Origin of the sequence: Mesorhizobium sp. M0028 (assembly GCF_040323855.1) — a bacterium.
GTDB lineage: Bacteria > Pseudomonadota > Alphaproteobacteria > Rhizobiales > Rhizobiaceae > Mesorhizobium.
In genome coordinates, this window is the sequence record NZ_JAMYVG010000002.1 from 207,011 (window position 1) to 233,283 (window position 26,273).

Annotated in this window: 25 protein-coding genes; 14 read left to right on the forward strand and 11 right to left on the reverse strand. The window is 62.8% G+C overall.

The genetic code is table 11. The features are described from left to right. Positions 1 to 68: 68 nt before the first annotated feature. From NKJ93_RS06045 to NKJ93_RS06055, 3 genes are all read right to left on the reverse strand, one after another. Positions 69 to 1,094 carry a transporter gene (locus NKJ93_RS06045; RefSeq protein WP_352588145.1) on the reverse strand — a complete coding sequence of 342 codons (1,026 nt, stop codon included), beginning with the start codon at positions 1,092 to 1,094 and terminating at the stop codon, positions 69 to 71. Positions 1,095 to 1,178: 84 nt separating this feature from the next. Further along, a complete protein-coding gene (locus NKJ93_RS06050) occupies positions 1,179 to 2,783 on the reverse strand; it encodes an inorganic phosphate transporter (RefSeq protein WP_352588147.1) in 1,605 nt (534 codons plus the stop codon). A gap of 120 nt (positions 2,784 to 2,903) precedes the next feature. Further along, positions 2,904 to 3,440: a TetR/AcrR family transcriptional regulator gene (locus tag NKJ93_RS06055; RefSeq protein WP_352588150.1), complete on the reverse strand. Its 537-nt coding sequence runs from the start codon at positions 3,438 to 3,440 to the stop codon at positions 2,904 to 2,906. 150 nt (positions 3,441 to 3,590) lie between these two features. Here NKJ93_RS06055 and NKJ93_RS06060 point away from each other — a divergent pair, with 150 nt between their 5' ends. Both NKJ93_RS06060 and NKJ93_RS06065 read left to right on the forward strand, forming a co-directional pair. Next, positions 3,591 to 4,868 (forward strand): efflux RND transporter periplasmic adaptor subunit, encoded by a 1,278-nt coding sequence (locus NKJ93_RS06060; protein ID WP_502896307.1) that lies wholly within the window; start codon positions 3,591 to 3,593, stop codon positions 4,866 to 4,868. Next, complete coding sequence (locus NKJ93_RS06065; protein ID WP_352480983.1) at positions 4,865 to 7,948, forward strand: efflux RND transporter permease subunit; 3,084 nt, start codon at positions 4,865 to 4,867, stop codon at positions 7,946 to 7,948. Before NKJ93_RS06060 ends, NKJ93_RS06065 begins: the two co-directional genes overlap by 4 nt. 70 nt (positions 7,949 to 8,018) lie before the next feature. Here NKJ93_RS06065 and NKJ93_RS06070 read toward each other — a convergent pair whose 3' ends face one another. Beyond that, on the reverse strand, positions 8,019 to 8,483 hold the full coding sequence (locus tag NKJ93_RS06070) for a L,D-transpeptidase (RefSeq protein ID WP_023721319.1): 465 nt from the start codon (positions 8,481 to 8,483) through the stop codon (positions 8,019 to 8,021). 601 nt (positions 8,484 to 9,084) lie between these two features. Here NKJ93_RS06070 and NKJ93_RS06075 point away from each other — a divergent pair. Beyond that, positions 9,085 to 9,252: a hypothetical protein gene (locus NKJ93_RS06075; protein ID WP_023721318.1), complete on the forward strand. Its 168-nt coding sequence runs from the start codon at positions 9,085 to 9,087 to the stop codon at positions 9,250 to 9,252. 78 nt (positions 9,253 to 9,330) lie between these two features. Here the strand turns inward: NKJ93_RS06075 and NKJ93_RS06080 are convergent, their stop codons facing one another. Beyond that, a complete protein-coding gene (locus NKJ93_RS06080) occupies positions 9,331 to 10,017 on the reverse strand; it encodes a winged helix-turn-helix domain-containing protein (RefSeq protein WP_352588153.1) in 687 nt (228 codons plus the stop codon). Positions 10,018 to 10,063: 46 nt separating this feature from the next. Between NKJ93_RS06080 and NKJ93_RS06085 the strand changes: the two genes are divergently transcribed. Together NKJ93_RS06085 and NKJ93_RS06090 are read left to right on the forward strand one after the other, a co-directional pair. Continuing rightward, on the forward strand, positions 10,064 to 10,843 hold the full coding sequence (locus NKJ93_RS06085; RefSeq protein WP_198030534.1) for a response regulator: 780 nt from the start codon (positions 10,064 to 10,066) through the stop codon (positions 10,841 to 10,843). 39 nt (positions 10,844 to 10,882) lie between these two features. Continuing rightward, positions 10,883 to 12,970, forward strand: coding sequence for a PAS domain S-box protein (locus tag NKJ93_RS06090; protein ID WP_352588156.1), 2,088 nt, complete (start codon positions 10,883 to 10,885; stop codon positions 12,968 to 12,970). Between the two features lie 93 nt (positions 12,971 to 13,063). On the opposite strand, the gene NKJ93_RS06095 is transcribed toward NKJ93_RS06090, so the two are convergent. Then, complete coding sequence (locus tag NKJ93_RS06095; RefSeq protein WP_352588159.1) at positions 13,064 to 13,468, reverse strand: hypothetical protein; 405 nt, start codon at positions 13,466 to 13,468, stop codon at positions 13,064 to 13,066. 420 nt (positions 13,469 to 13,888) lie between these two features. On the opposite strand from NKJ93_RS06095, the gene NKJ93_RS06100 reads away from it, so the two are divergent. Next, positions 13,889 to 15,091, forward strand: a complete 1,203-nt coding sequence (locus NKJ93_RS06100) for an aromatic ring-hydroxylating oxygenase subunit alpha (protein ID WP_352480981.1) — start codon at positions 13,889 to 13,891, stop codon at positions 15,089 to 15,091. 31 nt (positions 15,092 to 15,122) lie between these two features. Here the strand turns inward: NKJ93_RS06100 and NKJ93_RS06105 are convergent, their stop codons facing one another. The 3 genes from NKJ93_RS06105 to NKJ93_RS06115 form a co-directional block, all read right to left on the reverse strand. Beyond that, positions 15,123 to 15,875: a DUF429 domain-containing protein gene (locus NKJ93_RS06105; RefSeq protein ID WP_502895840.1), complete on the reverse strand. Its 753-nt coding sequence runs from the start codon at positions 15,873 to 15,875 to the stop codon at positions 15,123 to 15,125. A 107-nt stretch (positions 15,876 to 15,982) separates the two neighbouring features. Then, a complete protein-coding gene (gene pdxY / locus NKJ93_RS06110) occupies positions 15,983 to 16,867 on the reverse strand; it encodes a pyridoxal kinase PdxY (RefSeq protein ID WP_023721311.1) in 885 nt (294 codons plus the stop codon). An 11-nt stretch (positions 16,868 to 16,878) separates the two neighbouring features. Continuing rightward, entirely contained in the window at positions 16,879 to 17,130 is a 252-nt protein-coding gene (locus NKJ93_RS06115) for a hypothetical protein (protein ID WP_023721310.1), read from the reverse strand. Positions 17,131 to 17,291: 161 nt separating this feature from the next. On the opposite strand from NKJ93_RS06115, the gene NKJ93_RS06120 reads away from it, so the two are divergent. The 6 genes from NKJ93_RS06120 (at position 17,292) to ppa (ending at position 21,639) form a co-directional block, all read left to right on the forward strand. Continuing rightward, positions 17,292 to 17,930, forward strand: a complete 639-nt coding sequence (locus tag NKJ93_RS06120; RefSeq protein WP_023721309.1) for a LemA family protein — start codon at positions 17,292 to 17,294, stop codon at positions 17,928 to 17,930. A gap of 85 nt (positions 17,931 to 18,015) precedes the next feature. Next, complete coding sequence (locus tag NKJ93_RS06125) at positions 18,016 to 18,825, forward strand: TPM domain-containing protein (protein WP_502895830.1); 810 nt, start codon at positions 18,016 to 18,018, stop codon at positions 18,823 to 18,825. A gap of 52 nt (positions 18,826 to 18,877) precedes the next feature. After that, the gene (locus NKJ93_RS06130) at positions 18,878 to 19,720 is read left to right on the forward strand and encodes a TPM domain-containing protein (protein WP_352588424.1); all 843 of its coding nucleotides are present in this window, start codon (positions 18,878 to 18,880) and stop codon (positions 19,718 to 19,720) included. A gap of 10 nt (positions 19,721 to 19,730) precedes the next feature. Next, entirely contained in the window at positions 19,731 to 20,369 is a 639-nt protein-coding gene (locus NKJ93_RS06135; protein ID WP_352494107.1) for a TPM domain-containing protein, read from the forward strand. 117 nt (positions 20,370 to 20,486) lie between these two features. Continuing rightward, positions 20,487 to 20,993 (forward strand): GNAT family N-acetyltransferase, encoded by a 507-nt coding sequence (locus tag NKJ93_RS06140; protein ID WP_023678138.1) that lies wholly within the window; start codon positions 20,487 to 20,489, stop codon positions 20,991 to 20,993. A gap of 115 nt (positions 20,994 to 21,108) precedes the next feature. Next, positions 21,109 to 21,639, forward strand: coding sequence for an inorganic diphosphatase (ppa, locus tag NKJ93_RS06145; protein WP_023721304.1), 531 nt, complete (start codon positions 21,109 to 21,111; stop codon positions 21,637 to 21,639). Between the two features lie 17 nt (positions 21,640 to 21,656). Here the strand turns inward: ppa and NKJ93_RS06150 are convergent, their stop codons facing one another. Beyond that, positions 21,657 to 22,247, reverse strand: coding sequence for a hypothetical protein (locus tag NKJ93_RS06150; RefSeq protein ID WP_023721303.1), 591 nt, complete (start codon positions 22,245 to 22,247; stop codon positions 21,657 to 21,659). A gap of 97 nt (positions 22,248 to 22,344) precedes the next feature. Continuing rightward, positions 22,345 to 22,950 carry a TetR/AcrR family transcriptional regulator gene (locus NKJ93_RS06155; RefSeq protein WP_031194622.1) on the reverse strand — a complete coding sequence of 202 codons (606 nt, stop codon included), beginning with the start codon at positions 22,948 to 22,950 and terminating at the stop codon, positions 22,345 to 22,347. 81 nt (positions 22,951 to 23,031) lie between these two features. Between NKJ93_RS06155 and NKJ93_RS06160 the strand changes: the two genes are divergently transcribed. Both NKJ93_RS06160 and NKJ93_RS06165 read left to right on the forward strand, forming a co-directional pair. Continuing rightward, positions 23,032 to 24,315: an MFS transporter gene (locus NKJ93_RS06160; RefSeq protein ID WP_031194621.1), complete on the forward strand. Its 1,284-nt coding sequence runs from the start codon at positions 23,032 to 23,034 to the stop codon at positions 24,313 to 24,315. A 365-nt stretch (positions 24,316 to 24,680) separates the two neighbouring features. Next, positions 24,681 to 26,255 (forward strand): alkaline phosphatase D family protein, encoded by a 1,575-nt coding sequence (locus tag NKJ93_RS06165; RefSeq protein ID WP_352588162.1) that lies wholly within the window; start codon positions 24,681 to 24,683, stop codon positions 26,253 to 26,255. The last annotated feature ends 18 nt before the right edge of the window (positions 26,256 to 26,273 follow it).

Consider the following 26,273-nt stretch of genomic DNA (forward strand, 5'->3'; position numbering starts at 1 on the left):
ACGGCGTGGTTTCGACGTGCCAGCCCGTACTTTGCATACAGGCGAACGAACGCCGCCATTAGTCGGCCTCAGAACCGCAGTTTGGCGCCGGCGCACAGTAGAAGCCAGTAGAATAGGCCGGTCGCGCCGACCGCCAGCAGCATCGCCAGGATGAAGCCGCTGGGGCTGTCGGTGAATGGCAGCCCGCCGGTGTTCATGCCGAATATGCCGACGATCAGGGTGCCCGGCAAAAGCAGTGCGCTCATCACTGCCAGCGCCTTGAGGCTGCGGTTCGATTCGTCGGCAAGCTCGGCCGCAAGCTCCTCCTGCAGCAGCCTTGCCCGGTCGTTGATCATGACGACCTCGCGGTCGAGCCGTTCCAGGCGGGCAGCAAGCCGGCGCAGAACTTCATGTGCGCCGGCGGAAAGGTTCCAGGCGGAACGGTCTTCATCCTGGAAAAGTGCTGCCAGGGCCGAGATCGGCCGATGCAAGGATACGGCAAGGCGGCGCACATCCTTCAGCTGTCGTCTTTCGTCGGCAAGCCGCTCGGTCACGAGATGGTCCTCGACCGCATCGAGCCGCTTCGTCGCCGCGGCGAGCCGCAGGCTGGTGGTCTTGCAAAAAGCCATGACCAGCGTTTCGAACAGCTCGAATGCTGTGGCGGGCCGCAGCCCTGCGGCAAGGGCGGTGTGCACTTCCTCCACCGCCGCCAGCGGATGGCGCCGGCCGGTGACCAGCAGCCGCTCCGAGACCGCAAAATGCAATCTGCCGATGGTCGTCGACTGATGGGCGATCTCGCCATGCAGGTCGGCGGAAATGCCGTGGACGACGCCATTCTCATGCGCCAGCACCAGGCTGTCCTCATGTCCTTCGAGGATTGCATGAGCCGACGCCGGCAGCGCGCAGGCATGGCTGACCCAGGAATGGGCGCGCCGGTCGACAAGGTCGACATGCAGCCAGACCCAGCCGTCCAGTGAGGCCAGCGCGGCCTCTGTGTCCCGGGGCGCCAGCGATTCGGGAGCTTTGCCGGGAGCGGCATGATAGGCCCACACCAGCCCGGGGGCATGATGCTGGTCGTCCGCGGCAAGCAATGTCAGATGCGATGCGTCATTCATGGCCGCCGCCGAGACAATGCACGTTCAGGATCTGGGCGGCGCCGGAGCCGGCGCCGCGACATTCTGGCCAAGTCCTATCCCCGCTCAGAATATCTGGCGGAAGATGACGAACAGCACGAAGGCAAGACAGATGGAGACCGGAAGGGTCAGTATCCAGGCCATCAGCATGTTGCGCACTGTCGACCATTGCAGGCCCGAGCCGTTCGCCGCCATGGTGCCGGCAACGCCCGACGACAGCACATGGGTGGTCGAGACCGGCAGGCCGAGATAGTCGGCCGATGCGATGGTCGCCATTGCAACAAGCTCTGCGGACGCACCCTGGCCGTAGGTCAGATGGCTTTTGCCGATCTTCTCGCCGACGGTGACGACGATGCGCTTCCAGCCGACCATGGTGCCGAGGCCGAGCGCCAGCGCGATGGCGACCTTGACCCAGAGCGGGATGAACTTCGTCGCGTTGTCGACCGCCTTGTGATAGGTCGTCACCGCCTTCAGGTCGTCGGCCTCCATCGGCAGCAGCTTCTTCTTGTCGATCAGTTTCAGCGCTTCACCGATAAGATAGATGTTGTTGCGGGCGTTGCTGACCAGCGTTGTCGGCAGCTTTTCCACGGACGGATAGGGCGACAACATTGCGCTAGTGTCGTGGATGAAGCTCTGCAGGGCAGGCGTGGTCTCGTCCTTCCAGGTCTTGGTGCGAACGGCGTCACCGAGCACGGTTGCCGCGTCGGTCACGGCGACGCCGGGCTTGACGTATTTGCCGAGTACCGTTTCGACCTGCGTCGCTGCGGACTTGTAAGCTTCGAGATAGTTCACGTCCGGTGTGCGGTTGAGCGCGAAGGCGGTCGGCACCACGCCGATCAGGATGAGCATGATGAGGCCCATGCCCTTTTGCCCGTCATTGGAGCCGTGGGCAAAGCTGACGCCGGTGCAGGTGAAGATGAGCAGCGCCCGGATCCACAGCGGCGGCGGAGCGCTCGACTTCGGCGCCTCGTAAAGCTCGCGGTTCCTGACCAGCAGCTTCATCACCAGAAGCAGCAGCCCAGCCAGGCAAAACCCGACCAGCGGCGAGATCAGAAGCGACAGGCCGACATTGCTTGCCTGCGACCAGTCGATGCCGCTGGTGATGGAACCGGCCGGCGCCGTGAACTGGTTGGCGAGGCCGACGCCGATGATCGAACCGATCAGCGTGTGCGAGCTCGAGGCAGGCAGGCCGAGATACCAGGTTCCGAGGTTCCACATGATCGCTGCGACCAGCAGCGCGAAGACCATGGCCAGCCCGGAGCTTGATCCGACCTGAAGGATCAGTTCGACCGGCAGCAGCGAAATGATGCCGAAGGCGACCGCCCCGCTGGCGGTGAGCACGCCGAGGAAGTTGAAAAAGCCGGACCACATCACTGCAAGCTCGGCCGGCATGGAATGGGTGTAGATCACCGTTGCCACCGCATTGGCGGTGTCGTGAAAACCGTTGACGAATTCGAAGCCGAGCGCGATCAGCAGCGCCAGGCCAAGCAGAATCCACGGCACCGCGACGGTGCTGGTCAGGTCCTGGCTGAGCGCGTAGCCGACATAGGCAAGGCCGCCCAGGATGATGACGGCAAAGGCCGGCAGAAACCATTTGCCGGTGCTGTTTGGCCGGTCGAGCGGATGCTCCGGCCTTGGAATTCCTGCTTCGCTGGAAACAATATCGACCATACCCCACTCCTCTTGCGTTGCAGCAAAGAATGGGAGGACGCTAGGTCGGCACAATGAAGCCTGTGTGACGGCAGAGCACTTTGAGATTGGAGCAGATAGTGCTGGACGGTGGTTCCTGATCTATTCCGCGATCTCCAGCAGGGTCGATATCAGCAACCGGCGCTCGTCGGCGGAGAGAATGTCCGAACCGAACAGATTCATGCTGCGAAGCCCTTCGATAGCGAGATAGCAGACCAGCAGCGCCTTGAGATTCGGCGTCTCCTCCTTCAGCCGCTCGAACACTTGCCGCCTGAACGATTTTATCGGCGTCAGGAAATCGGGATTCTCGGCAATCGCCGAAAATATCCAGGTCGCCGACGGTTTCGACTCCTCGGCATGCTCGGCCGAAAGCCTGATATAGGCCGCAAGCGGGCTCTCACCGCTGACGCCGTTGGTGCGGGCGGCCTCAAGCGCCTGTTGGAACGCGCTGAGGTAATCCTCCACCAGCGCCTGCATCAATTTCGCCTTGGTCGGGAAATTGTAGAGAAGACCACCCTTCGACACGCCGGCACGGCTGGCGACCGCATCCAGCGACAGGCTGCCGGGACCCGTCTCGCGCGCCACATCGGCGGCGGCGGCGAGGATCTTCTCGCGCGAATTTGTTCTGCGGGCCTTCATCAATCGTTCCCCATTCATTAGCTTAAGCGGAATTGACAAGACCGTCCAGACGGTACAGTAAGATTGCCGTCATTTGAAATTGGGACCAGTCACAGGTATGTGTTCCGGTCATCCGACCGTTATGCTGGGCCATGGCCGAGGGGACTGTTCGTGATCAAGCGCTTCATCATCGCCTTCATTCTGCTCGTGCTGGTGTGCGGCGGCATCGTCGGATTCAACCTGTTCCGCGACAATGCGATCAAACAGTTTTTCGCCACCATGAAGCCGCCGGCCGCGACCGTGTCGACGGTCATCGTCAAACCGATGTCCTGGACGCCCGGCGTCGAGGCGATCGGTACTGTCAGTGCCGTGCGCGGCGTCGACCTGACCGTCGAAACCGCGGGTATCGTCAAGGACATCCAGTTTCATGCCAATCAGAAGGTCGCCGCCAACGCCGTGCTGCTGCAGCTCGACGATGCCGTCGAGCGGGCCGACCTCGTGGCGTCGAAGGCGCAAGCCACATCCGACCAGACGACGCTGATGCGCGCTCTTGAGCTGCAGAAGCGCGGGGTCGGCACCGACGCTACGCTGGACACGGCGCAGGCGGCAGCATCGGTCTCCTCCGCGCAGGTAAACAAGCTGCAAGCGGTGCTCGACCAAAAGCAGTTGACGGCCCCTTTCAAGGGCACCGTCGGTATTCCGAAAATCGACATTGGCCAGTATCTCACACCCGGCACCGCCGTGGTGACCTTGCAGGACATGGACACGATGCGTGTCGATTTCACCGTGCCGGAGCAGCAGCTTCCGCTGCTGAAGATCGGACAGACGGTGCGGCTGGGCATTGGCGGCGGCGACATGCCGTTCGCCGGCAGCATCCGCGGTATCGATCCGAAGATCGACCCGACGAGCCGGCTGGTGACGGTGAGGGCGGAGGTCGCCAATCCTGAAGGCAAGCTGACGCCCGGCCAGTTCGTCCAGGTGCGTGTCGAACTGCCGGAGGAGAACAACGTGCTGGCGCTGCCGCAGACTGCGCTGACCTCCAGCCTGTACGGTGACTTCGTCTTCGTGGTGCGCCCGGCCAAATCCGCAGAAGTCAACGGCGCGGCTCCCGACGCAAAGCCGGAAGAAAAACCAGCCGCGGATGCTGCCAAGCCCGCTGCCGAAGCACCCGCGGCAAAACCCGAAGAAAAGCCGGGCGCTACCCCAGCCAAACCGGCAGCGGAAGCCAAACCGGCAGCGGAAGAACAGAAGCCGCAGCTCGTGCTCGCCCAGGTGTTCGTCAAGCCAGGCCGCCACAACGCCGGCCTGGTCGAGATCCTGGAAGGCATCCAGCCCGGCGACGAAGTCGTTACCGCCGGCCAGAACCGGCTCTCCAACGGCATGTCCGTTGCCGTCGACAACACGATCGATCCGAGCAAGCCGGGGAACCAGCAGGCAGCCCAGCAATGAGCTTTTCCGACCTCTTCATCCGCCGCCCGGTCCTTTCGACCGTGCTTGCCTGCATGATCCTGCTTCTGGGTTTTCAGGGCATCTTCAACCTTTCGATCCGGCAGTATCCAGAGGTTGAAGAAACGGCCATCACGATCACCACGGCCTATCCCGGCGCCAGCGCCGACCTGATCCAGGGGTTCATTTCCGCGCCGATCGCGCGTGCTGTCGCTTCGACCGAAAACATCGATTATGTCACGTCGGCGAGCCGGCCGTCATCCAGCACCGTGACAGTGCAGATGAAACTCGGCTCCGACCCCGACGTTGCGCTGAACGAAGTCCTGTCGAAGGTTCAGAGCGTTCGCGGCGATCTGCCGGACGAAACCAAAGACCCGGTGATCGTCAAGGGCACCGGCCAGCAGTTCGCGATGATGTACATCTCGATGCAGAACCCGAACATGACGCCGGAACAGCTCACCGAATATATCGAGCGCGTCGTGCGGCCGCGTATGTCGACGGTCGAAGGTGTTGCCGACGTGCAGATTTTCGGCGCCGCCGAATATTCGATGCGTGTCTGGATCGACCCGATCAAACTGGCGGCGCGCGGTGTGACGGCGGCGGAAGTGCTGACCGCCATTAACGAATCGAATTTCCTCTCCGCGCCCGGCGATACCGAAAACGAATATGTGGCTTCCTCGATCACGGTTCGCTCGACCCTGCAGACGCCGGAGGCTTTCGCTGCCCTTCCGCTCCGCTCGAAAGACGGCAATGTGGTGAGACTGCGCGACGTGGCCCGCGTCGAACTCGCCGCGGTGAACACCGACACCAGGGTCACCTTCAACGGCAAGCCCGGCATCTTTCTCGCCATCTTTCCGACGCCGGCCGCCAATCCACTGACCACCGCGGCGGCGATCCACAAGATTGTGCCGACGATCCAGGAGACGCTGCCGCTCGGCATGACGATCGAGATCGTCTATGACTCGACCGAGCAGATCAGCGCGTCGATCGAGGAGGTGTTCAAGACCATCGGCGAGGCGGTCGCCATCGTCATCGTCGTCATCCTGCTCTTCCTCGGCTCGTTCCGCTCGGTGCTGATGCCGATCGTGACCATTCCGCTGTCGCTGATCGGCGTCTGTTTCCTGCTGTTTTCTTTGGGTTATTCGATCAACCTTTTGTCGTTGCTGGCCATGGTGCTGGCGATCGGACTGGTTGTTGACGATGCCATCGTGGTGGTGGAAAACATCCACCGCCACATGGAGGAAGACGGCTTGTCGCCGATGCAGGCGGCTTTCAACGGCATGCGGGAGATCTCTTCCGCCGTCGTCGCCATGACGATAACGTTGGCCGCCGTGTTCGCGCCGCTGGCCTTCACCGGCGGCCTGACAGGCGCACTGTTTCGCGAATTCGCAGTGACGCTTGCCGGCTCGGTGGTCCTTTCGGGTGTCGTTGCCCTAACCGTCACGCCGATGATGTCGGCACGCATCCTGAGGGCCGGCTCGCACAGCCGCTTCCAGCGCATTGTCGACAACACGTTCGGGCGCGTCGAAAACGTCTATGAGCGGCTGGTCAGCGGCTCGCTGAAATATCGCCCGGTGACGCTGATGATCGTCATCGCACTGGTCGCCACGACCGGCTTCATGTTCACCAAGACCGCGAGCGAACTGGCGCCGGAAGAAGACCAGGGCTTCTTGCTGTCTATTGTGAACGCACCGCGCTATGCGACGTCGGACTACACCGAGACCTATGTGAACCAGATTCTCGGGCTCGTGAATGATATCCCCGAAACCAGGGCGCGGTTCTCCGCCGTCGCGTTCCAAGGCCCGACGAACAGCGCTTTCGTCGGCTTTGCGTTCAAGGACTGGGCCGAGCGCGCGCGCAGCTCGAAGGAACTTCAGGAAGACATCACTGCCCGCCTTGCCAAGGTGGCGGGCGTCGAGGCTTTCGTCTTCGCACCGCCGACACTGCCCGGCTCCGGCGGCGGCCTGCCAATCACGATGGTGGTGCGCTCGACCGGCGAGGCCTCCCAAGTGTACGAGGCGGCCGAGAACATCAAGAACAAGGCGCAGGCCTCCGGTCGCTTCCTCGCCGTGCAGAATTCGATGTCCTACGATGCGCCGCAAGTGACGGTGACGATCGACCGCGACCGCGCCGCGGCACTCAACCTGCCGATCGCCGATATCGGCCGGACGCTGACCCTCTTGGTCGGTGGCGCCGAGGTGGCGCAATTCGACCGCGAATCCAACAGCTACGACATCATCCCGCAGGTGCCGCAGAGCTTTCGCGACAATCCCGAAAAACTGGGGGAGTATTTCGTGCGCAGCGTCTCGGGTGAGATGGTGCCGCTCTCTGCGGTGGTGAAGATCTCGACCAACGCGTCGCCGGCGGCGATCGAGCAGTTCAACCAGTTGAATTCCGCAACGATTTCCGCCCTGCCGCTGCCTGGCGTCACCACCGGCGACGGTTTGAAAGCGATCGAGGATATCGCCAAGGAGAGCCTGCCCGACACTTTCTTCATCGACTATACCGGCCAGTCGCGGCAGGAGAAGCAACAGGGCTACACGATCATCATCGCCTTCGCGGCAGCCGTTCTCGTCATCTATCTGGTGCTGGCGGCGCAGTTCGAAAGTTTCCGCGATCCGTTGATCATCATGATGGCGGTGCCACTCTCGATCTTCGGCGCGATCGTGCCGCTTAATGTCGGGCTCGGCACCCTCAACATCTACACCCAGGTCGGCTTGATTACGCTGATCGGCCTGATCACCAAGCACGGCATCCTTCTGGTCGAGTTCGCCAACCAGCAGCGTGAAATGCACGGCATGCGGCGGCGCGATGCGATCATCGCGTCGGCCAAGGTGCGGCTGCGGCCGATCCTGATGACGACGGCGGCGATGGCGCTCGGAGTGGTGCCGCTGATCATCTCCAGCGGCGCTGGTGCCGCGGCACGCTATTCGATGGGCCTGGTGATCTTCACCGGCATCCTGGTCGGAACCATGTTCACGCTCTTCGTGGTGCCGATGTTCTACACGTTTATCGCCAGCAAGGACCTGCCGCATCACGCCGAAAAGCCGGACCCCAAGCTGATGCCGGTGATGCCGGATTAGATTGTACTAACATTGCACAATAAAGAAGGCCGGATTTCCGGCCTTTCTTGGGAGCTACGAAAAGCATCGCTCATTTGACGATGACGATGCTGGTGTTGGCCGGGCCGAAGACCTCGACGAGCTGATAGAAATCGGCGGCGTTGTCCGGATGCAGACGCACGCAGCCATGCGAGGCCGGCTGGCCGAGGCGCTTGATGGCGCTTGTCGCATGTACGGCGTAGCCGCCGCTGAAGAACACCGAATGCGGCATCGGGGCGTTGTCGTATTTCTTCGAATACCACATTTCATGCATGCGGGTCGGCTTGAACGAACCGGTCGGCGTGACGTGCGTCCTGTCGCCGGTCGAGACTTTCCAGGCGAATGTCGGCCGGCCGTCGACCAGGATTTCCATGGTCTGCTGCGATAGCGACACACGCGCGACGATCTTGTTGGCGGCGGCGTGGGCTGCGCTGTTGCCGGCACTGACAAGCAAGGCAGCACCGGTGATGACGGCGGCGGCGATGTTGATGAGCTTGGCGGAAATGGCGGTGTACATGATGTCTCCCCTATTCTGCCGGTCGGGGCCGGCTCAATTCGATGACCGGCTTATCGGGGCGTCATGTTTCGAGCCGATTTCGCTAGATGCTCGTTTGTGTTTCGATTCTGTTTCCCCTGGTTAACAGAAAACGCCGTGCAAAGCGGCTTACAGCTGTTGGACGTCGTCATGACAGCGGCGGCGTGTTTGCCTAAGCGGATCAGCCAAACCGCGGCACGAATACGCGATTGTTTTCGTTTGAGAGGAATTCCACCTGACTCCGAAACCGAGCTGCAACAAAGCGCGGCCTCGGCGGCATGATCCGGATACAGCGAACGGGCAAAGTTGACGTAACGAAAACAGCGGGCAACGAACGATCGGAAGCCAACACTGTTTTCGCTACGGTCTGGATTGTCTGGACAGTTTCCAGCCTGCGCGTCGACCGGCTCAAGCCCCTCTGGCGGGGGCGGCTTAGAGCCGTTGAGGATGCGCGGCGCCTCCGGCAACTTGCAGCCGAGAGGACCGAAGGCCCGCGCCGCAACGGGGGGCTCCGCTGGCGGCGCGGGCGCTTCGGGGGTTCCCCTGAAGCGCCCGTAAATCCCAATTTTGAGGAAAGAACAGGATGAAAACGAAATTCGCCGCTTCCGTGCTTTCTGCCCTGCTCTACGTGCAGGGCCTGCTCGGCATTGCCGGCCTCGCAACCGTGCTGCTGAAGGAACGTGCGCATGCCGGCGAGGTCAGCACGAACAGTGACATGCCGTCAGGCCCGTCGCTTCTCGTGGTGCGCTGAGGAAAGAGCATCGGACCCAAAAGCGGGAACCGGTTTTAGGAAAATCCGATACTCAAAAAAGGGGTGGCTGTCCTGCATTCAATCGGCGAATTGCGTTGGCGGATCGAACCGGTAACCCGCACCCCGTATGGTGGTGATGGTTTCGGTGTCGAGCTTGCGGCGCAGCCGCACGATGCGCGAATCGATCGACCGGTCGAAGGCTTCGGCATTTTCGGCGGGCGCGGCGGCGATGATGTCGTCACGCGTCAGCACCTTGCGCGGGCTGGCCAGGAACAGCCTGAGCAGCGCCACCTGCCCGGCGGACAGCTGTTCTTCCGTGCCCGAGCGGTGCATGACGATGGCCGACCGGAGATCGACGGTCGCGTTCTCCAGCACGATCAATTCCCCGGCGCTCCTGCCGCGCCGAGCCAGCAGGCCGCCAACGCGGGCGGCAAGCTCCCTGACATTGAGCGGGCTTTCGACGACGTCGGCGGCGCCGAGCTCGAGCGCCAGCACCTTGTCGACCAGATCGGCCGGGCGGCAGATCAGGATGAAATCCGGTCCACCTTCGCCGCCATGTCGCCTGAGCAGGTCGCGCCCCTCCGCCTGGCTGACGCTGTCGCCGACAACCACGACATCGATACCCTTTTCAGAAAGCAGCGATTCGGCTTCCCACGGCTGTCGCGCGGCGCGGACGTCATGACCGCGTCGCTTGAGATGATCGGCGAGATCGGTCGCAATTACTTCAGCGACGGAAACAAGCGCGATGACGGATCGTGCAGCCATGTTTTTCTACCCCGCATACGGCAACCCAAGAAGAGTGCTGGACATCATGTTTATACCCAATCTACTTTCCGCTGAAAGCGGGAGCGAACGCATCGTGCGGGCACGAATTGTCATTGTCGAGGACGAGCCCGACCTGAGGGACGCGGTCGCCGAGTATCTCGGCGCCAGCGGCTATGATGTGGCCACGGCCGAAAGTGCGGCGGCGGCGCGCGACCTGTTGGAAGCCCAGTCCTTCCATCTGGCCATTCTCGACATCGCCATGCCGGGCGAGGACGGCCTGTCGCTCGGCCGCTGGATGCGGTCGAAAATGCCGATCGGCATCATCTATGCGACGGCCGCCGGTACCGCGCTCGACCGCATCGTCGGACTGGAGCTCGGCGCTGACGACTACATCGTCAAGCCTTACGAGTTGCGCGAAGTGCTGGCCAGGGTGCGCAGCGTGCTGCGCCGCGTTCCGGAGCCGACCGAACCGCAAAAAGCCAAGGCTGAAACATCCGGTGGCCGCCGGTCCGTGAGCTTCGGCGCCTTTCACGCCGACCTCGACGGCAGGCTCGTCACCGGCGCCAACGGTGCGGTCATCGACATGGCCAAGAGCGAGTTCGACGTGCTGGAGGTGTTCCTTACCCGCGCCAACCGGCTGTTGACGCGGGCGGCGATCTCCGAGGCGATCGGTTTCGTCGAGGACGCGGAATCGTCCCGCGCCGTCGACATCCGCATCATGCGGCTGAGAAAGAAGATCGAGGCGGATCCGGCCAATCCGAAATTCCTGCGCACGGTGCGCGGCGAAGGCTATATCTTCTCGCTGCCAGCCGGCGAAAATAACTGAGGCCTGGCGGCTTGAGCAAGCCACGGCCAGGAAATGACCATGACGGCTGAAACAGCACGCGCGGACTCGCAGGGCGCCAGGCAGGGCGCGGCGATGGCGGCCGTGCATGTGGTTCGCCGGCTGCGCGAAGCCGGCGACTGGCAGCGCGAGATGGAGGGTATCCTCCAAACGCTTTGCGAAGCCATGGATTGTCACCGCGGCATCCTGTTTCGCCTGCGCGAACTGCCCGGCCAGGGCTTCGCCCAGTCGGTCGCCGCTTATTGGATCGCCCCCCGGTTTGGCGGCGAGCTGGCGTCACCGACCGTCATCATGCAGTCGGTCGTCGATTCGGACCCATTGCTGGAACAGCTGGCGGAGGACGAGCGCCAAGGCAAGATATTCGCCGGGCACACACGCGATCTCGAAGGCTTTCTGCGGACCGATTTCGAAAAGCAGAACATCAAGTCGTTCCTGTCGGTGTCGGTCTTTTCGCACGGCAATTTGTGGGGCACGCTGGCGGTCAACGACTGCGTCAACGAACGCGAATGGACCGACCAGGAAGAGGCGGCGCTGCACATGGTGGCACTCGCCATTGGCGACGCCATCGAACGGTCGCCCTCCGACGCGCATGCCAGTGACGTCATTCGCCGCACCATGCTGCAGGCCTCGCTCGACGCCATCATCGTCATCGACGAGACCGGCTCGATCATCGAATTCAATCCGGCCGCCGAGAAGATGTTCGGCTATCGACGCAGCGATATCCTCGGCAAGGACCTGCTCGACACGGTCGTGCCGGAATATTACCGCAAAGGCTATGCGTCGGGCGCCGAATACATGTCGGGCCGCGGCGCGCCGATGGTCGGCCAGCGGCTCGAAACGGTCACCCAGAATGCCGCCGGCGAGGTTTTTCCGATCGAGCTGACGGCGACCGAGATGCGGGTCGCCGATCGCCATCTGATCTTCGGCTCCATCCGCGACCTGCGCGACAGATTGCGCGCTGAGGAGGAAATCAACCGTCAGCGCGAAAAACTGCACCAGAACGAGAAGATGGCGGCGATGGGCTCGCTGCTTGCGGGCGTTTCGCACGAGCTCAACAACCCGCTGGCCGTGGTCGTCGCCCAGTCGACGCTGCTGCATGAATTCGCCGCCGATCCGCAGACCAAAGTACGCGCCGAAAAGGTGCGCGCCGCTGCCGAGCGCTGCGGCCGTATCGTCAAAAGCTTCCTGTCGATGGTCCGCCTGCACCCGACGGCGCAGGCCGAGACCGACCTCAACCAGGTGATCCGCGCGGCACTCGAAGTGACCGCCTATGGCGCGCGATCAAGCGGCATCATCATCGACACCGATTTCGCCGGCGGCCCGCTGCTGGCCATGGCCGATGCCGACCACGTGACGCAGGTAGCCGCCAACTTCCTCATCAACAGCCAGCATGCCTTGGCCGGCATTGCCGGCGACCGGCGGATCAAGGTCCGGACGTTTCGCAGCGACCGCGGTAATCCCGGGTTCTCGGTTGAGGACAACGGGCCAGGCGTGCCGGAAGCGATACGCTCACGCATATTCGAATCCTATTTCACCACCAAGCCAGTCGGCGTCGGTACCGGTATCGGCCTGTCGATTTCCAAATCGATCATCGAGCGGCACAATGGCAATATCTGGTTCGAGGAGGTTTCGCCGAGAGGCGGGCGTTTTGTCGTGCAGTTGCCGGCGATCGCTGCCGGCGCGGTCGCCGCCGGCGACAGTCCGTCGCGGTCGAGCGGCTTGCGTCACGCGCTGATCATAGACGATGAGCCGGATGTCGCGGCGTCGCTGTCCGACATTCTGGAGTTGATGGGCATCAAGTCGCGGATCGTGCCGGCCTGGGTCTCGGCCGCCGCGACCCTGAGCGGCCACATGCCGCCGGACATCGTGTTTTCCGATTTGCGCATGCCCGGCACCAGCGGCATAGCCGCCTATCGCGAGCTGCTTGCCGAAATGCCGGATCTGGCGCGGCGTTTCGTGCTTGTCACCGGCGATCTGATCGGCGCAAAAGGCGAAATCGAGGCGCTGCCGGCGCCGCAGCGGCCGCCAATCCTCGAAAAGCCGTTCAGCACGCTGGATGTGCGCGGCGTGCTCTCGGCCATTGCCGAGCAGGTCGCTTTGGGCGGCTAGACTCCCAGAGAGACAAAAAGGAAAGAAAAAAGGCTCCCAGCCGACATTGCGGCGGGAGCCTGACTGGAGTGCTGGAGGGCGCTCGCGAAAAGATCAAAAAACGTTCGGCGTATCGGCCAGCGGGGCGGCGTTGGCGATCATGCGGACGGGCCGTGCCTTGCCCGACTGGGCAGCGATGGCGCGCAGGCAGTCCAGGCTCTCGGCGCCCCAGGCCTGACCCTTGCAGGCAAAATCGATGTCCGGGATCGGCAGGCGCGCCGTCTTGGTCGTGGTCGTCGCGCCGTCGACGAGGTTGACCGGCGGGTTCAGCGAGGCGAAGGCCGGACCGACGGTCGGCGTGAACGCCATGCCGGCAAACGCGGCAGCGGCAAGCAGCAGGAACATCGCCATCGGGTGATCGCTGGCGCGCTGGCGCAGCGCCAGCTTCGGGCGCCGGTCGTTGCGCTGCGGACCCTGCAGGCGATGGTCGTTGTCGGTGATCTGGGTTTTCGTAGGCATCGTCGTTTCCTTCGGTGTTCTTCTTTTCCCTGTTGAAACGAACTTAACCGCACCTTGTAACGGGCCAACGATGATGGATTAACGATTGTGTAACCGGCATGAAACCAGGCCCGCGGCCATTCCGGGGGCAAACCGATGATGCGTAGCTGGCCGCACCGGTGACATTCAGCGCTCGTTTTCCGCTATTCACGGCACCGGATCCACGTCGACTTTTCCGGTCCACGGAGGGCTGGGCGCTCAACAAGCGTAAGGGGATTAACGCCAGGAATTCCCGGGATTTTCCCGGCTTCGATCGTTCGAGCTCGGCTCTCAATTACCGATCGGTTTCGCGTCGGGAATTCGCCCTATTCTCGCAAGCTATTGCATTTCAACAGAAAATATGCTTGTATTGAACGGCCATTCAATAAATAAGAGCCTTTTATGAACCCGCATCTGCGTGACGTGGCAATCCCCAACGATTGGGATCGGCGGGGCCTGCCGGGCTGGAGCTATCATTCCGACGCCTTGCTCGAACTCGAGAAAGAGCACGTCTTCCGCAATCACTGGCAGATCGCCGGCCATGTCTGCGACCTGCCGAACGCCGGCGACTATCTGACGATGGATGTGGTCGGCGAGCGGGCGCTGATCGTGCGCGGCAAGGATGGCGTGGTGCGCGCCTTCAACAATATGTGCCGCCACCGCGGCAGTCGCGTCGTTGCCGATAGCCAAGGCACTTGCAAGAATGCGCTGGTCTGCCCCTTTCATGGCTGGGTCTACAATCTCGACGGCACGTTGCGCGGCGCTGCCCGCCCGCGGTCCTTCCCCGACCTCGACAAGACCGAATTCGGCCTGATGCCGCTCGAGCTCGAAATCTGGATGGGCTTCATCTTCATCCGCTTCCGCAAGGGTGGCCCGCAGCCATCCGTGGCCGAGCTGTTGAAGCCGATCGAAGCCGAGATTGCCCATTACGGCGTCGCCGAGATGGTGCCGTCCTGGGGCATCTGGACCCAAAAGACGCCGGTCAACTGGAAGTCGGTGCGCGACGTCGACAATGAAGGCTACCACGTCGCCATGGCGCATCCGGCGCTGCAGGATCTTTATGGCGCGACCTACTTCGACGAGCCGTTCGTCAACGGCGTGTCGCGCTCGTTCGCCACTTACAACCCGCATGCCGGACGGCGCTGGAGCGTCGCGCAATACATCAAGCTCGCACCCGAGGCGAAGCAACTGCCGGAGCACCTGCGCAAGGCCTGGATCTATTACGGCATCTTCCCGAACAACGCGCTGTCGATCATGCCGGAGTCGGTGCAGTTCTATCAGGAGTTCCCGCTGTCGACGGGTGAGACGCTGCTGCGCGGCGCCATCTACCGCTATCGCGACGAGAGCAGGGAGCAGGCGGCTGCCCGCTACCTATCCTACCGCATCGACCGCGACACGCTGGCCGAAGATGTACAGCTTTCGATATGGTCCAACGAATCCATGCTGTCAGAAGCCTTCGGAGGTTTTTACCTCTCCGATCTCGAATATGGCGTGCGCACCCACCACGACCATTTGCGCAAGCAAATTCCCGTGCTCGGATTGGAGACCGCGCCCGAGGAGAAGGATATGTGGGCGCTCAACGAGGCGCTCAGATCACGCTCCTGACGCATGCCACCTAAAACGTTAGCCCTGGTCCTCAAGCCCAGATGGCGACGGGAATGCCGAAACGATCGGCGAGCGGCGGATCCGGAAACGGCATTGCCTCGCCTCTGGCGATGCGGCCGGCAATCAGCATCATCGCCGCGGCATCGAGGAAATCGTCGGTGGCCGCGCCGCGCGGCGGCCTCTGGTCGAGAAAATGCTGGCCATAACCATGCCGGGCAAGCAGCGCCTTGCGTTCGGCCATGCCGGCCGGATTGATGTTGCCCTTGATCTTCTTCGGCAGACGCATCGCCCGGTCGCCGTTCAGTCTGCAGAAGGCAACTTCCGGATGCGATTCGAAGACGCGGCTGCGCAGTTCGGGCCGCGCGATCAGCAGCGAATCGATCTCACGGATCTTGGCAAAGATGCCGAAGGCCTGGATCGAGACACCGCGCGGCGGATCTGAGGTCGTCTTGGCCACGTCACTTGCCCTGCGATGTGCCGCGTACCAGGCTTCGACCGTGGTGAAGGCTTCGATCTCCGCATAGAGCGCGGCGCGGGAGGGGATGGCAAAGACACTGGATTGCCGGGCGCCAAGAAATGGCCGCACCAGCGCCTCCGGACCGCGACCGCCTCTTTGCGAGAAATCGGGCAGGCCGATCGGCATATCGACCGCTACGATTGCATTGACGGGTAGCTGGTCGAGCAACGCCGCGAAGCTTGGGAAAACGGCTGTCGACGGTGCGGCACCGGAATCGCGGCGGACGGCTATCCAGCCGGTCTTGCAACCGTCGACGCCGACAAGCACAACATCCCTAGGCGCAACATCCTCGGGCACAACATCCCCAGGCACAACATGGTCGGGCGCAGCACCCTTGGGCGCATCATCCTGGGGCACGGCGTCTTCGGCCTGCGTCACGCCCGGCGATCCCGTCCCGGATGCAGGAGATGGCGAAGCTGCACCATCGCCATCGGGTGCGACAGGCTCTGGGCATCGGTCTCGAGCTGCAATTCGTCGCCGCCGCGCTTGGCGGTGCGCGCCAGGATCTCGTAGACCGCTGCCGTGGTCGATTGCAGCGCCTTGGCGGCCGTTTGGCCGGACAGGATGCGCGCCAGGTAGACGGCCGCCGTCAGGTCGCCGAGCCCATTCGGAGGCTTGTCGATTAGCCGGTGTTCGGCAAGCAGCGCCTCTCTGCCGTTGAGCAGCAAATTGCCGATGCCGCCGGCCATCATCGCCGGTGCCGAAGTGACCAGCATGGCCGGTGGGCCGGCTTGCAGGGCAGCAGCCATTGCCGATTTCAGGTCGGGCAGCGGCGCTCCGGCCATCCATTCCAGCTCGTAGCGGTTGGGCGTGGCGATATCGGCGATCGGCATCAGCCGGTCGCGCATGGCGATTGCGGTCGGCTCAGGTACGTAGAGGCCGCCCGAATCGCCCATCACCGGGTCGCAGATATAGAGGGCGTCCGGCGTCTTCGCCTTGACGGCGCCGACCAGCGAAGCGACGGCTTCGGCCTGGCCAGCCTCGCCGAGATAGCCGGACAGCACGGCGCCGACCTCGCCCAGCCACGGCGCGCGCTCGAGGTCGGTCATCAGCGCCTTGAACTGGTCCAGCGGCGGCACGATGCGGGTGGCCCGGCCGTGCCCCGGATGCCAGGGCAGAATGACGGTCGGCACCGCCCAAACCGGAAACCCCAGCGTCTCCAGCGCAAACACGGCGGCACGGTTGCCGACCGAGCCACGTGCGACATGGCTGGAGACGACGATGACCGCGCGCGGCGCGTCGGCTTTTTCGGCGCTCATTGATCTTTGTCCTAACCGCCCCTGGTGATGAAAAGCACGAGCCAGATCAACAGGCCGATGGCAATAAGCAAGCCTGCCGCCCGACCAATACGGGTGCCCCAATATTCGATCGGGTCCGATCGGTCGGCATCGGCCGCTGTGACGTGGTCGCGCGCGCCTCTGGCGGTTCGTGCGAGGAACGAGGTGCCGCCCGGGTCGGTCTCGCGCGCCACCCGTTCGATGATGCGGCGCGATTCCGCGTCGCTGTCGTGGCGTTTCGCCATGGTGATATCCCGTTTCATCCCGAGCTTAACCCGTTCGCCTCGTCTGTCACAGGGCCTGACGGCGAATGGTAGAAACCAGTAACGCTTCTCGGCCGAAGTCATTTTCTTGCGCAAGGATTGTGCTAATGCTTCGCGTGCCAATGCTATCGAGGGACCTTATCATGCTTGTCCAGCGCCTTGCTTTACCGCCAATCTTCCGTAATTTAGCTGCGTTCCTGGTGATGGCCGTCATGCTGCCGCTGCTTGCCGGCTGCGGCTACAACACCATCCCGACGGCTGAGGAAAACGCCAAGGCCGCATGGAGCGAGGTGTTGAATCAATACCAGCGCCGCGCCGATCTCATCCCCAATCTGGTCAACACGGTCAAGGGCTATGCCGCGCACGAGAAGGACACGCTCGATGCCGTGGTCGAAGCGCGCGCCAAGGCGACGCAGGTGACCGTGACGCCGGAAACGCTGAACAATCCGGAAGCCTTCAAGAAATTCCAGGACAGCCAGGCCGGCCTGACCAGCGCGCTGTCGCGCCTGCTGGCGGTGGTGGAGAACTATCCCGATCTCAAGGCCAACCAGAACTTTCTGGCGCTGCAAGCACAACTCGAAGGCACCGAGAACCGCATCACGGTCGCCCGCCGCGACTATATCCAGGCGGTGAGAGAGTACAATCTGACGCTGAGGACCTTCCCGTCGGTGATCTGGGCGACCTTGTGGTTCCGCGGCAACCAGCCGTTTGCGAATTTCACCATCGAGGAGGACAAGATGCAGCCGCCGAAGGTCGATTTCGGCACGCAGCAGGGCGGGTGAACGGCGCTTAGCGGGTCTGTTCCCGTTGGCCTTGTACTCCGTCCCACCCCCCTCTGTCCTGCCGGCCATCTCCCCACAGAGGGGGGTGGGAAGAAATGCCGGCCGGATTTTTTTTGGCTTCGTTCTAAGCTTTCTCCTCCTCCCTCTCACCGTTCTCGCGGCCGAATTGCCGGCGCTGACCGGACGGGTCGTCGACAATGCCGGCATCATCGATGCCGCGACCAAGGCGGCGCTGACGCAGAAGCTTGCCGATTTCGAGACCAAGGGTTCGGACCAGATCGTCGTTGCGACCATTCCCAGCCTCGACGGCGAGGAGATCGAGCCTTACGCCAACCGGTTGTTTCGCGCCTGGAAACTCGGCCAGGCGAAGGAGAACAACGGCGTGCTTTTGCTGGTGGCGCCGAACGACCGCAAGATGCGCATCGAGGTCGGCTATGGGCTTGAAGGCACGCTGACTGACCTGCACACCAAGTTGATCATCGAAAATGACATGGTGCCGGCCTTCCGTGCCGGCGATTTCTCCGGCGGCATCAGCAAGGCCCTCGACGACATGATCATGGTGCTGGAAGGCAATCCCGAAGAGCTGGAAGCGCGCGGCGAACGCAACCAGCAGCCGCCGTTCAACAGCGACGATCTGTTCTTCACCATCTTCATAGCCATCTGGGCAATCATCTTTTTCGGCGGCCTCGCAGCCTCCATCCTGCCGCCGATCTTCGGCCAGAAGATCGGTCCCGGCCGCTATCGCTGGCTGGGCATGACCTTCGAGCCGAGCCGGCGGTCGTCCGGCGGCTGGTCGGGAGGTTCCGGCGGGGGATGGTCGTCGGGTTCAAGCGGTGGCGGGTTTTCCGGCGGCGGCGGTTCGTCCGGCGGCGGCGGCTCCTCGGGAAGCTGGTGACGAGATGACAAGACACGCCGTCAGCCCGGTGGAATCCGGCCGTTTCATCAAAATGACCGGCACCGCGCTGTTGGCCATAGCGGTGCTGCTGTTCGGCTTCGCGGCCTTCGCCGCCGAATTGCCGGCGCTGACCGGACGGGTCGTCGACAATGCCGGCATCATCGATGCCGCGACCAAGGTGGCGCTGACGCAGAAGCTTGCCGATTTCGAGACCAAGGGGTCCGACCAGATCGTCGTCGCGACCATTCCCAGCCTCGACGGCGAGGAGATCGAGCCTTACGCCAACCGGTTGTTTCGCGCCTGGAAACTCGGCCAGGCGAAGGAGAACAACGGCGTCCTGCTTCTGGTGGCGCCGAACGACCGCAAGATGCGCATCGAGGTCGGCTATGGGCTTGAAGGCACGCTGACCGACCTGCACACCAAGTTGATCATCGAAAACGATATGGTGCCGGCCTTCCGTGCCGGCGATTTCTCAGGCGGCATCAGCAAGGCCGTCGACGACATGATCATGGTGCTGGAAGGCAATCCCGAAGAGCTGGAGGCGCGCGGCAAGCGCAATCCGGCGAATGACAATCCTGTCGATCCCATCTTCATGCTGTTCATCATCCTGTGGGCGACGATGTTCTTCGGCGGCTTGGCAATGGCGTTCCTGCCGCCGATCTTCGGCACGAAACTGTCGCCGGGCGTGTACAAGTGGCTGGGCATGACGTTCCGCTACGGCCGCGGGCCAGGTTCGTCACCCTCCGGTGGCGGTGCCTGGACGTCGGGGACCTCGTCCGGCAGTGGCTGGTCGTCGGGAAGTTCAGGCAGTGGTTGGTCGTCAGGAAGTTCCGGCGGCGGGTTTTCCGGCGGCGGCGGTTCGTCCGGCGGCGGCGGTTCTTCAGGAAGCTGGTGAGACATCAATCATGGCAACACGACCGATCAGCCCCGAGGATCATGAGCGCATCGCCGATGCGATCCGCGCTGCCGAATCAAAGACCGACGGCGAGATCTACTGCGTCGTGGCGCATGCAAGCGACGGCTATTTCTTCCCGGCCGCCTTCATGGCGATGCTCGGCATGCTCGTCGTCAGCCTCGCCGTCGGTTACGGGCTGGAAGCCTGGTGGCTGTCGATCCGCTTGCCGCATTTCGTCATAGCCGAGCTTCTGGCGCTTGCCAGTGTGCTCATCCTGTTGTGGGCATTGCCCGCATTGCGCATCCATTTGGTGCCGAGGCGGCTGCGCTACCAGGCCGCCCACGCCAATGCGATGAAGCAGTTCCTCGCCCGCAACGTCCACCGCACCGCGGCGCGCACCGGCGTGCTGGTGTTCGTCTCGATCGCCGAGCGCTATGCTGAAGTGGTCGCCGACAGCGGCATCGATTCTCGTGTCGGCCAGCATGTCTGGGACGGTGTCGTCCGCGACCTTACGGCGCATGCCGGCGACGATCGGCTTGCCGACGGCTTCGTCAGGGCGGTCGAAGCGGTCGGTGCGGTACTGGCCGAGCATTTTCCGGTGTCGACCGGCGACAGCAACGAACTGGACGACCATCTGGTCGAGATTTGATCTCGCTAAAGGCGGTTTTGCAGCGTCTCAAGGACGCACCGTTCGGCTGTGCGAAAGCATCGCAGTGGCTGACCGGACTCTTGCAATCGGGCGCCGCGGGTTTATGGTTAACCAATCATGAATACGCTGAGCATCGACATCAGGAAAGCCGAGCCGCGCGATGCAGCCGCCATTGCCGACGTGCATCTCGAGGCCTGGCGCGGCGCCTATTCGGGCATCATCCCACACCGCACTCTGACATCGATGATCAACCGCCGCGGTGCCGACTGGTGGGCGAATGCCATTCGCCGCGCCGCCACCGTCCTGGTCGTCGAAATCGGCGGCAAAATTGCCGGCTACGCGACGATCGGCAAGAACCGTGCCCGCGAACTCAGGCAGCAGGGCGAGATCTACGAGCTTTACCTGCGGCCGGAATATCAAGGCATCGGGCTCGGCAGCCGGCTGTTCTCGGCGGCACGGGCACGGCTGGCCGACCATGGCTTGAAGGGCATGGTGGTGTGGGCGCTGGAAGACAATCAGAACGCACTTGCCTTCTATGCCGGCGCCGGCGGTCGCGATGTGGCCGAGGGCGTCGAGATATTCGAGCAGAAGGCGCTGAAGAAGGTCGCTTTCGTCTGGGAATGACGGCCAGCGCATGATCCGACCGGTTTCGGTTCGGACGATCCCCCAGTACCATTCGCCGCATTGCACCATTCGCCGTCGCCCGCTATCGATCTTCAATCGAGAGAGGGATAAAGCGATGCGTATCGAAGCGATTGCCAGCGGAAAGAACCCGCCCGAGGACGTCAACGTCATTATCGAGGTGCCGATCGGCGGTGAGCCGATCAAGTACGAGATGGACAAGGAGGCCGGCACGCTGTTCGTCGACCGCTTCCTGCACACGTCGATGCGCTATCCCGGCAATTACGGTTTCGTACCGCACACGCTGTCGGGCGACGGCGACCCGATCGACGTGCTGGTCTGCAACACACGCGCGCTGGTGCCGGGCTGCGTCATCAATGTGCGGCCGATCGGCGTGCTGGTGATGGAGGACAATGCCGGCCAGGACGAGAAGGTCATCGCAGTACCTTCGCCCAAGCTGACCTTGCGCTATGAGGACGTTCACGAATACACGCAGCTGCCTGATATCACCCGCCAGCAGGTGCAGCACTTTTTCGAGCACTACAAGGATCTCGAACCCGGCAAATGGGTCAAGATCGAGGGCTGGTACGATGCCGCCTATGCCAAGAAGATGATCGTCGAGGCAATCGAGCGGGCCAAGCGCAAGTAATTAACGGGCGCAAATCGTCAGTTGTCGACGCGGCCGAAATCGGGCGTGTTGCCGATCACCACACGCTTGTCCTTGCCGCAGGCGAAGGTGCGTGCCTTCTCGTCGGCAAGCTTGCGCGCCTGATCGTTGGCGGCGGGATTGCCAGTGGCGAGCACAAGAGCGATCGTGCAGCCTTCGTAGGCGCCAGGCTGGGCAACCTTGGCGACGATCAGCACTTCCGTCGACTTGTTCTCGCCCTCGCTATCGCTGATCGAGCGACGATGGATGACTGCGAAAGGAACGGCCATATCGCCCTTGGTTTCGATACGCCACTCGACTTTGGGTCCAGCCGAGTTGAGGCCGGAAAAGCTTTCCCAGACCGTGGTCATGTCGCCAGGTGGAAACCCGTAGAACAGCGATTCCCGCGCATCGTCGTAGGAAACCATCACCGGGTAGCCGCCATAGCCCGAACAGGCCAGGTCGGCCCAGTCGCCGTCGCCTTCCTCCGCCTGGGCATAAGTCACGCAGTCCTTCTCCCAGACGAGATCGGTATAGACGCTGGATATGTCGCCAGCCCGGGCCGCCTGGCAGAAACCGGCGAGGGCAAGCGGGATCAAAAGAGCGCGCATGGCGGACAACTCCGTTCGGGCTGCCGCAGCGTACCGTCAAATTCAGCAGCAGCCTAGACGAAGTCAGGCTGCTCACAGTGACCTGGTAAACGGAACGCTATTTCCTCAAGCTTGCTTCGATCAGAAGGTCGGCGTTGCGGGCCACCGACTGCGCCGGTCCGCCGGCACCGAACAACTGACCGCTGATATAGGCGCCCTCGATCAGGAGCAGCAGCCCGTCACCCAGCGTGTCGGCGTCGCCGGCACCCATCGCCGCCGCCATGGTGCGCAAGCGCCGGCGCAATTCCTGCTTGTTGGCCTCGCTCACGACGCGGGCCGGATGGCCGTGTTCGGGATATTCGACCGCGGCATTGGTCATGCCACAGCCGCGATAGTCGGGCCTTTGCGTGCGCTTGCCGACACGCGTCAGGAAGGCGACGATCTGCGCGCGCGGATCGCCGGGATGGGCATTCACCGCCTCGTCGAAGCGCTCCCAGAATTCGAGGTCATAGTGCCGAAGATAGGATGCAGCCAACTCATCCTTGGACGGAAAGCTGCGGTAGAGGCTTGGCTTGGTGACGCCGGCACGCCGTACGATCTCGTCGACACCGATCGCCCTGATGCCTTGCCGGTAGAACAGGTCGCGCGCCACCTGGAGGATCCGTTCGGCGGCGCGAGGCAGCGGTGCGCCATTCTCCTTGATCGTTGGTTCAATGCTTTTCATGTCTGGTTTGCCGATGCCTGGTTGACAATGTTACCGGTCGGTACGTATGTTCCGCGCATCTGAAACGTACCGGTCAGTAACATGATAGCTCAATCCCGCCCGTTTGGCCAGCGCTACGCTTTCGTCGTGGTCGCCGTCATCTTCCTCTGCCTGCTGATCGCCGCGGGCCTGCGTTCGGCGCCGGCAGTCATGATGCTGCCGCTGGAGAATAGTTTCGGCTGGCGGCGCGACGTCGTCTCGCTGGCGGCGGCCACCGGCATCTTCCTCTATGGCCTGACCGGGCCGTTTGCCGCGGCGCTGATGGAGCGGATCGGGCTGCGCCGCACCTTGCTTGCCGCGCTGCTTTTGATGTCGGGATCGACCGCGCTCAGCCTGCTAATGACCAAGCCGTGGCATCTGCTCCTCACCTGGGGCGTGTTTTCCGGCATCAGTTCGGGCGCTGTCGCCACCGTGCTCGGCGCGACCATCGTCAACCGCTGGTTCAAGACCAATCGCGGCCTTGTGATGGGACTGATGTCGGCGTCCAGCGCCACCGGGCTGCTGGTCTTCCTGCCGCTGCTCGCCTCGCTCGCCCAGTCCGGCGGCTGGAAGCCGGTCGCCATTGCCATTGCCGTGGCCACCGCCGCCTTGGTGCCGCTGGTTTATATGCTGGTACCGGAGCGTCCGGCCGCGATCGGCATGGTCCGCTATGGCGCCGAGCTCGACGATGTGCCGCCCGCGCCGCCGGCCGCGCAAGGCAATTTCCTCGCGCATACGCTGAGCACGTTGCGCCGCGCCGCCGGTACGCGTGTGTTCTGGTACCTGTTCGCCACCTTCTTCGTTTGCGGCTTCACCACCAACGGGTTGGTCGGCACGCACCTGATCGCCTTTTGCGGCGATATGGGCATCGGCGAAGTGCAGGCCGCGGGCCTGCTCTCGATGATGGGTATCTTCGATCTTATTGGCACGACGCTGTCGGGCTGGCTCACCGACCGTTTCGACCCGCGCAAGCTGCTCGGCATCTATTACGGCATTCGCGGCCTGTCGCTGATCTATCTGCCCTATTCCGGCTTCTCCGCGACCAGCCTGATCATCTTCGCCGTATTTTACGGACTGGACTGGATCGCCACAGTGCCGCCGACGCTGCGGCTTTCCAACGAGGCGTTCGGCGACCGCAGCGGGCCGATCGTCTTCGGCTGGATCGTCGCCGGCCATCAAGTCGGCGCAGCGACAGCGGCCTTTTTCGGTGGCACTATGCGTGAGTTGCAGGGCAATTACGAGCTTGCCTTCCTGATCGCCGGCATGACGGCAATAGCCGCCGCCTGCATCTCGCTGCTGATCAACACCAGCCGCCCGGCGTTCGATCCTGAACCGCAGGCGGCATAGCTTCTCGTTGCAGGAGAGATGCCGTCGGCCAAATTGCCGATCTCCCCCTCGCGGGGGAGATGCCCGGCAGGGCAGAGGGGGCGCGAAGGTTCGCCAGCCTCCGACTTTACGCAATGTTCTGCCCAAACTCCGCTGCTCCGTCTGATTTCTTTCTGATTTGTACGTCGGCGGGACAGCGCCCCCCTCTGGCCTGCCGGCCATCTCCCCCGCAAGGGACCCGCAAGGGGGGAGATCAGCAGCTTCGCCGCCGAGCGGTCCAGCCTTCCCGCTTGTTGATGTCAGAAAACCTTCATCGTTTCGAAATGTGCCTGAAACATTGAAGCTGGAGCTTGGCGGCGACGTTCAACGCCATCCAGGAGACAGCCATGAACAAGATTTCAATGACGCGGCGCGCTTTCGTCACGTCGGCCAGCGCCGTTGGCCTGGTCGGCGCCTCGGGTCTCGCCCTTCCCTATTACTCGCGCGCCAATCAGCGCCCGGCCTTCACCCATGGCATCCAGTCCGGCGACGTCGACGCGACCAGCGGCATGGTCTGGACGCGCACGGACCGGCCGTCGCGCGTCATGTTCGAAGTGTCGTCGACGGAAAGTTTCGCCAATGCCGTCCGCCTGGCGCCGCTCGATACCTCGCCGGCCAGCGACTATACGGTGAAGCGGCTGCTCACCGATCTCGCCTCCGACCAGGATATTTTCTACCGCATGGTCGCGGCCGATCTTGCCGACATCAACGCCGTTTCCGAGCCGATCGTCGGCCGCTTCCGCACGGCACCTGCCTCGAAGCGTGACATCCGCTTTGCCTGGTCGGGCGACACCGCCGGCCAAGGCTGGGGCATAGACGAGACCGGCATGAAGACCTACGCCACGATCGCCAAGCACACGCCCGACTTCTTCCTGCATTCGGGCGATACGATTTATGCCGATGGTGCGATGAAGGACGAAGTCGACCTGCCCAATGGCGGCAAGTGGAAAAACACAGTGCTGATCAACGAAAAGCGCAAGGTTGCCGAGACGCTGGACGAATACCGGGCGCAGTGGAAATACAACATGATGGACAAGAACGTTCTTGCGCTCAGTGCCATCTGCCCGACTTTCTATCAGTGGGACGACCATGAGGTGCTTAACAACTGGTCGGACTCGAAGGACCTGAGCGCCGACGACCGCTACACAGAAAAATCAATCCATGTGCTGGCAGCACGTGCGGCGCGCGCCTTCCACGAGATGACGACGATCCGCTACGAACCGTCGGAGCCGGGCCGCGTCTACCGCAAAATCGCTTATGGTCCGCTGCTCGACGTGTTCTTCCTCGACATGCGTTCCTACCGCGGCCCCAACGGTCCGGATATGCAGGAGACGATGACGCCTGAATCGCGCATCCTCGGCGAACAGCAGATCAAGTGGTTGAAGCGTGAGCTGGCAAATTCCAACGCGACGTGGAAAATCATCGCCGCCGATATGCCGCTCGGCCTCGTGGTCTGGAATGACGGTACCAAGAAGGTCGGGGCCGAGGCAGTCAGCAATGGCGACAATGGCACGGCCAAGGGGCGCGAGCTGGAAATTGCCGACCTTCTTCGCTATATAAAGAACGCGGGCATCAGCAATACCGTTTGGCTCACCGCAGACGTGCATTACACGGCCGCGCATTACTACAATCCGGACAAGGCGCAGTTCCAGGACTTCAATCCGTTCTGGGAATTCGTTTCGGGTCCGATCCATTCAGGCACGTTCGGACCGAATGGTTTCGACATGACCTTCGGCCCGGAGCTGAAGTTCATCAAGGCACCGACTGCCGAGCAGGGTCAGAACCTGCCGCCGTCGGCCGGCCTGCAGTTCTTCGGACTTGTCGATATCGATGGCGCTACAGAGCAGCTGACGGTGCGGCTGATGGATCGCGACGACAGCGAACTCTACAAGGTCACGCTCGATCCGGTGCGGTCGGCGTGAGCGACTGCACCATTATCC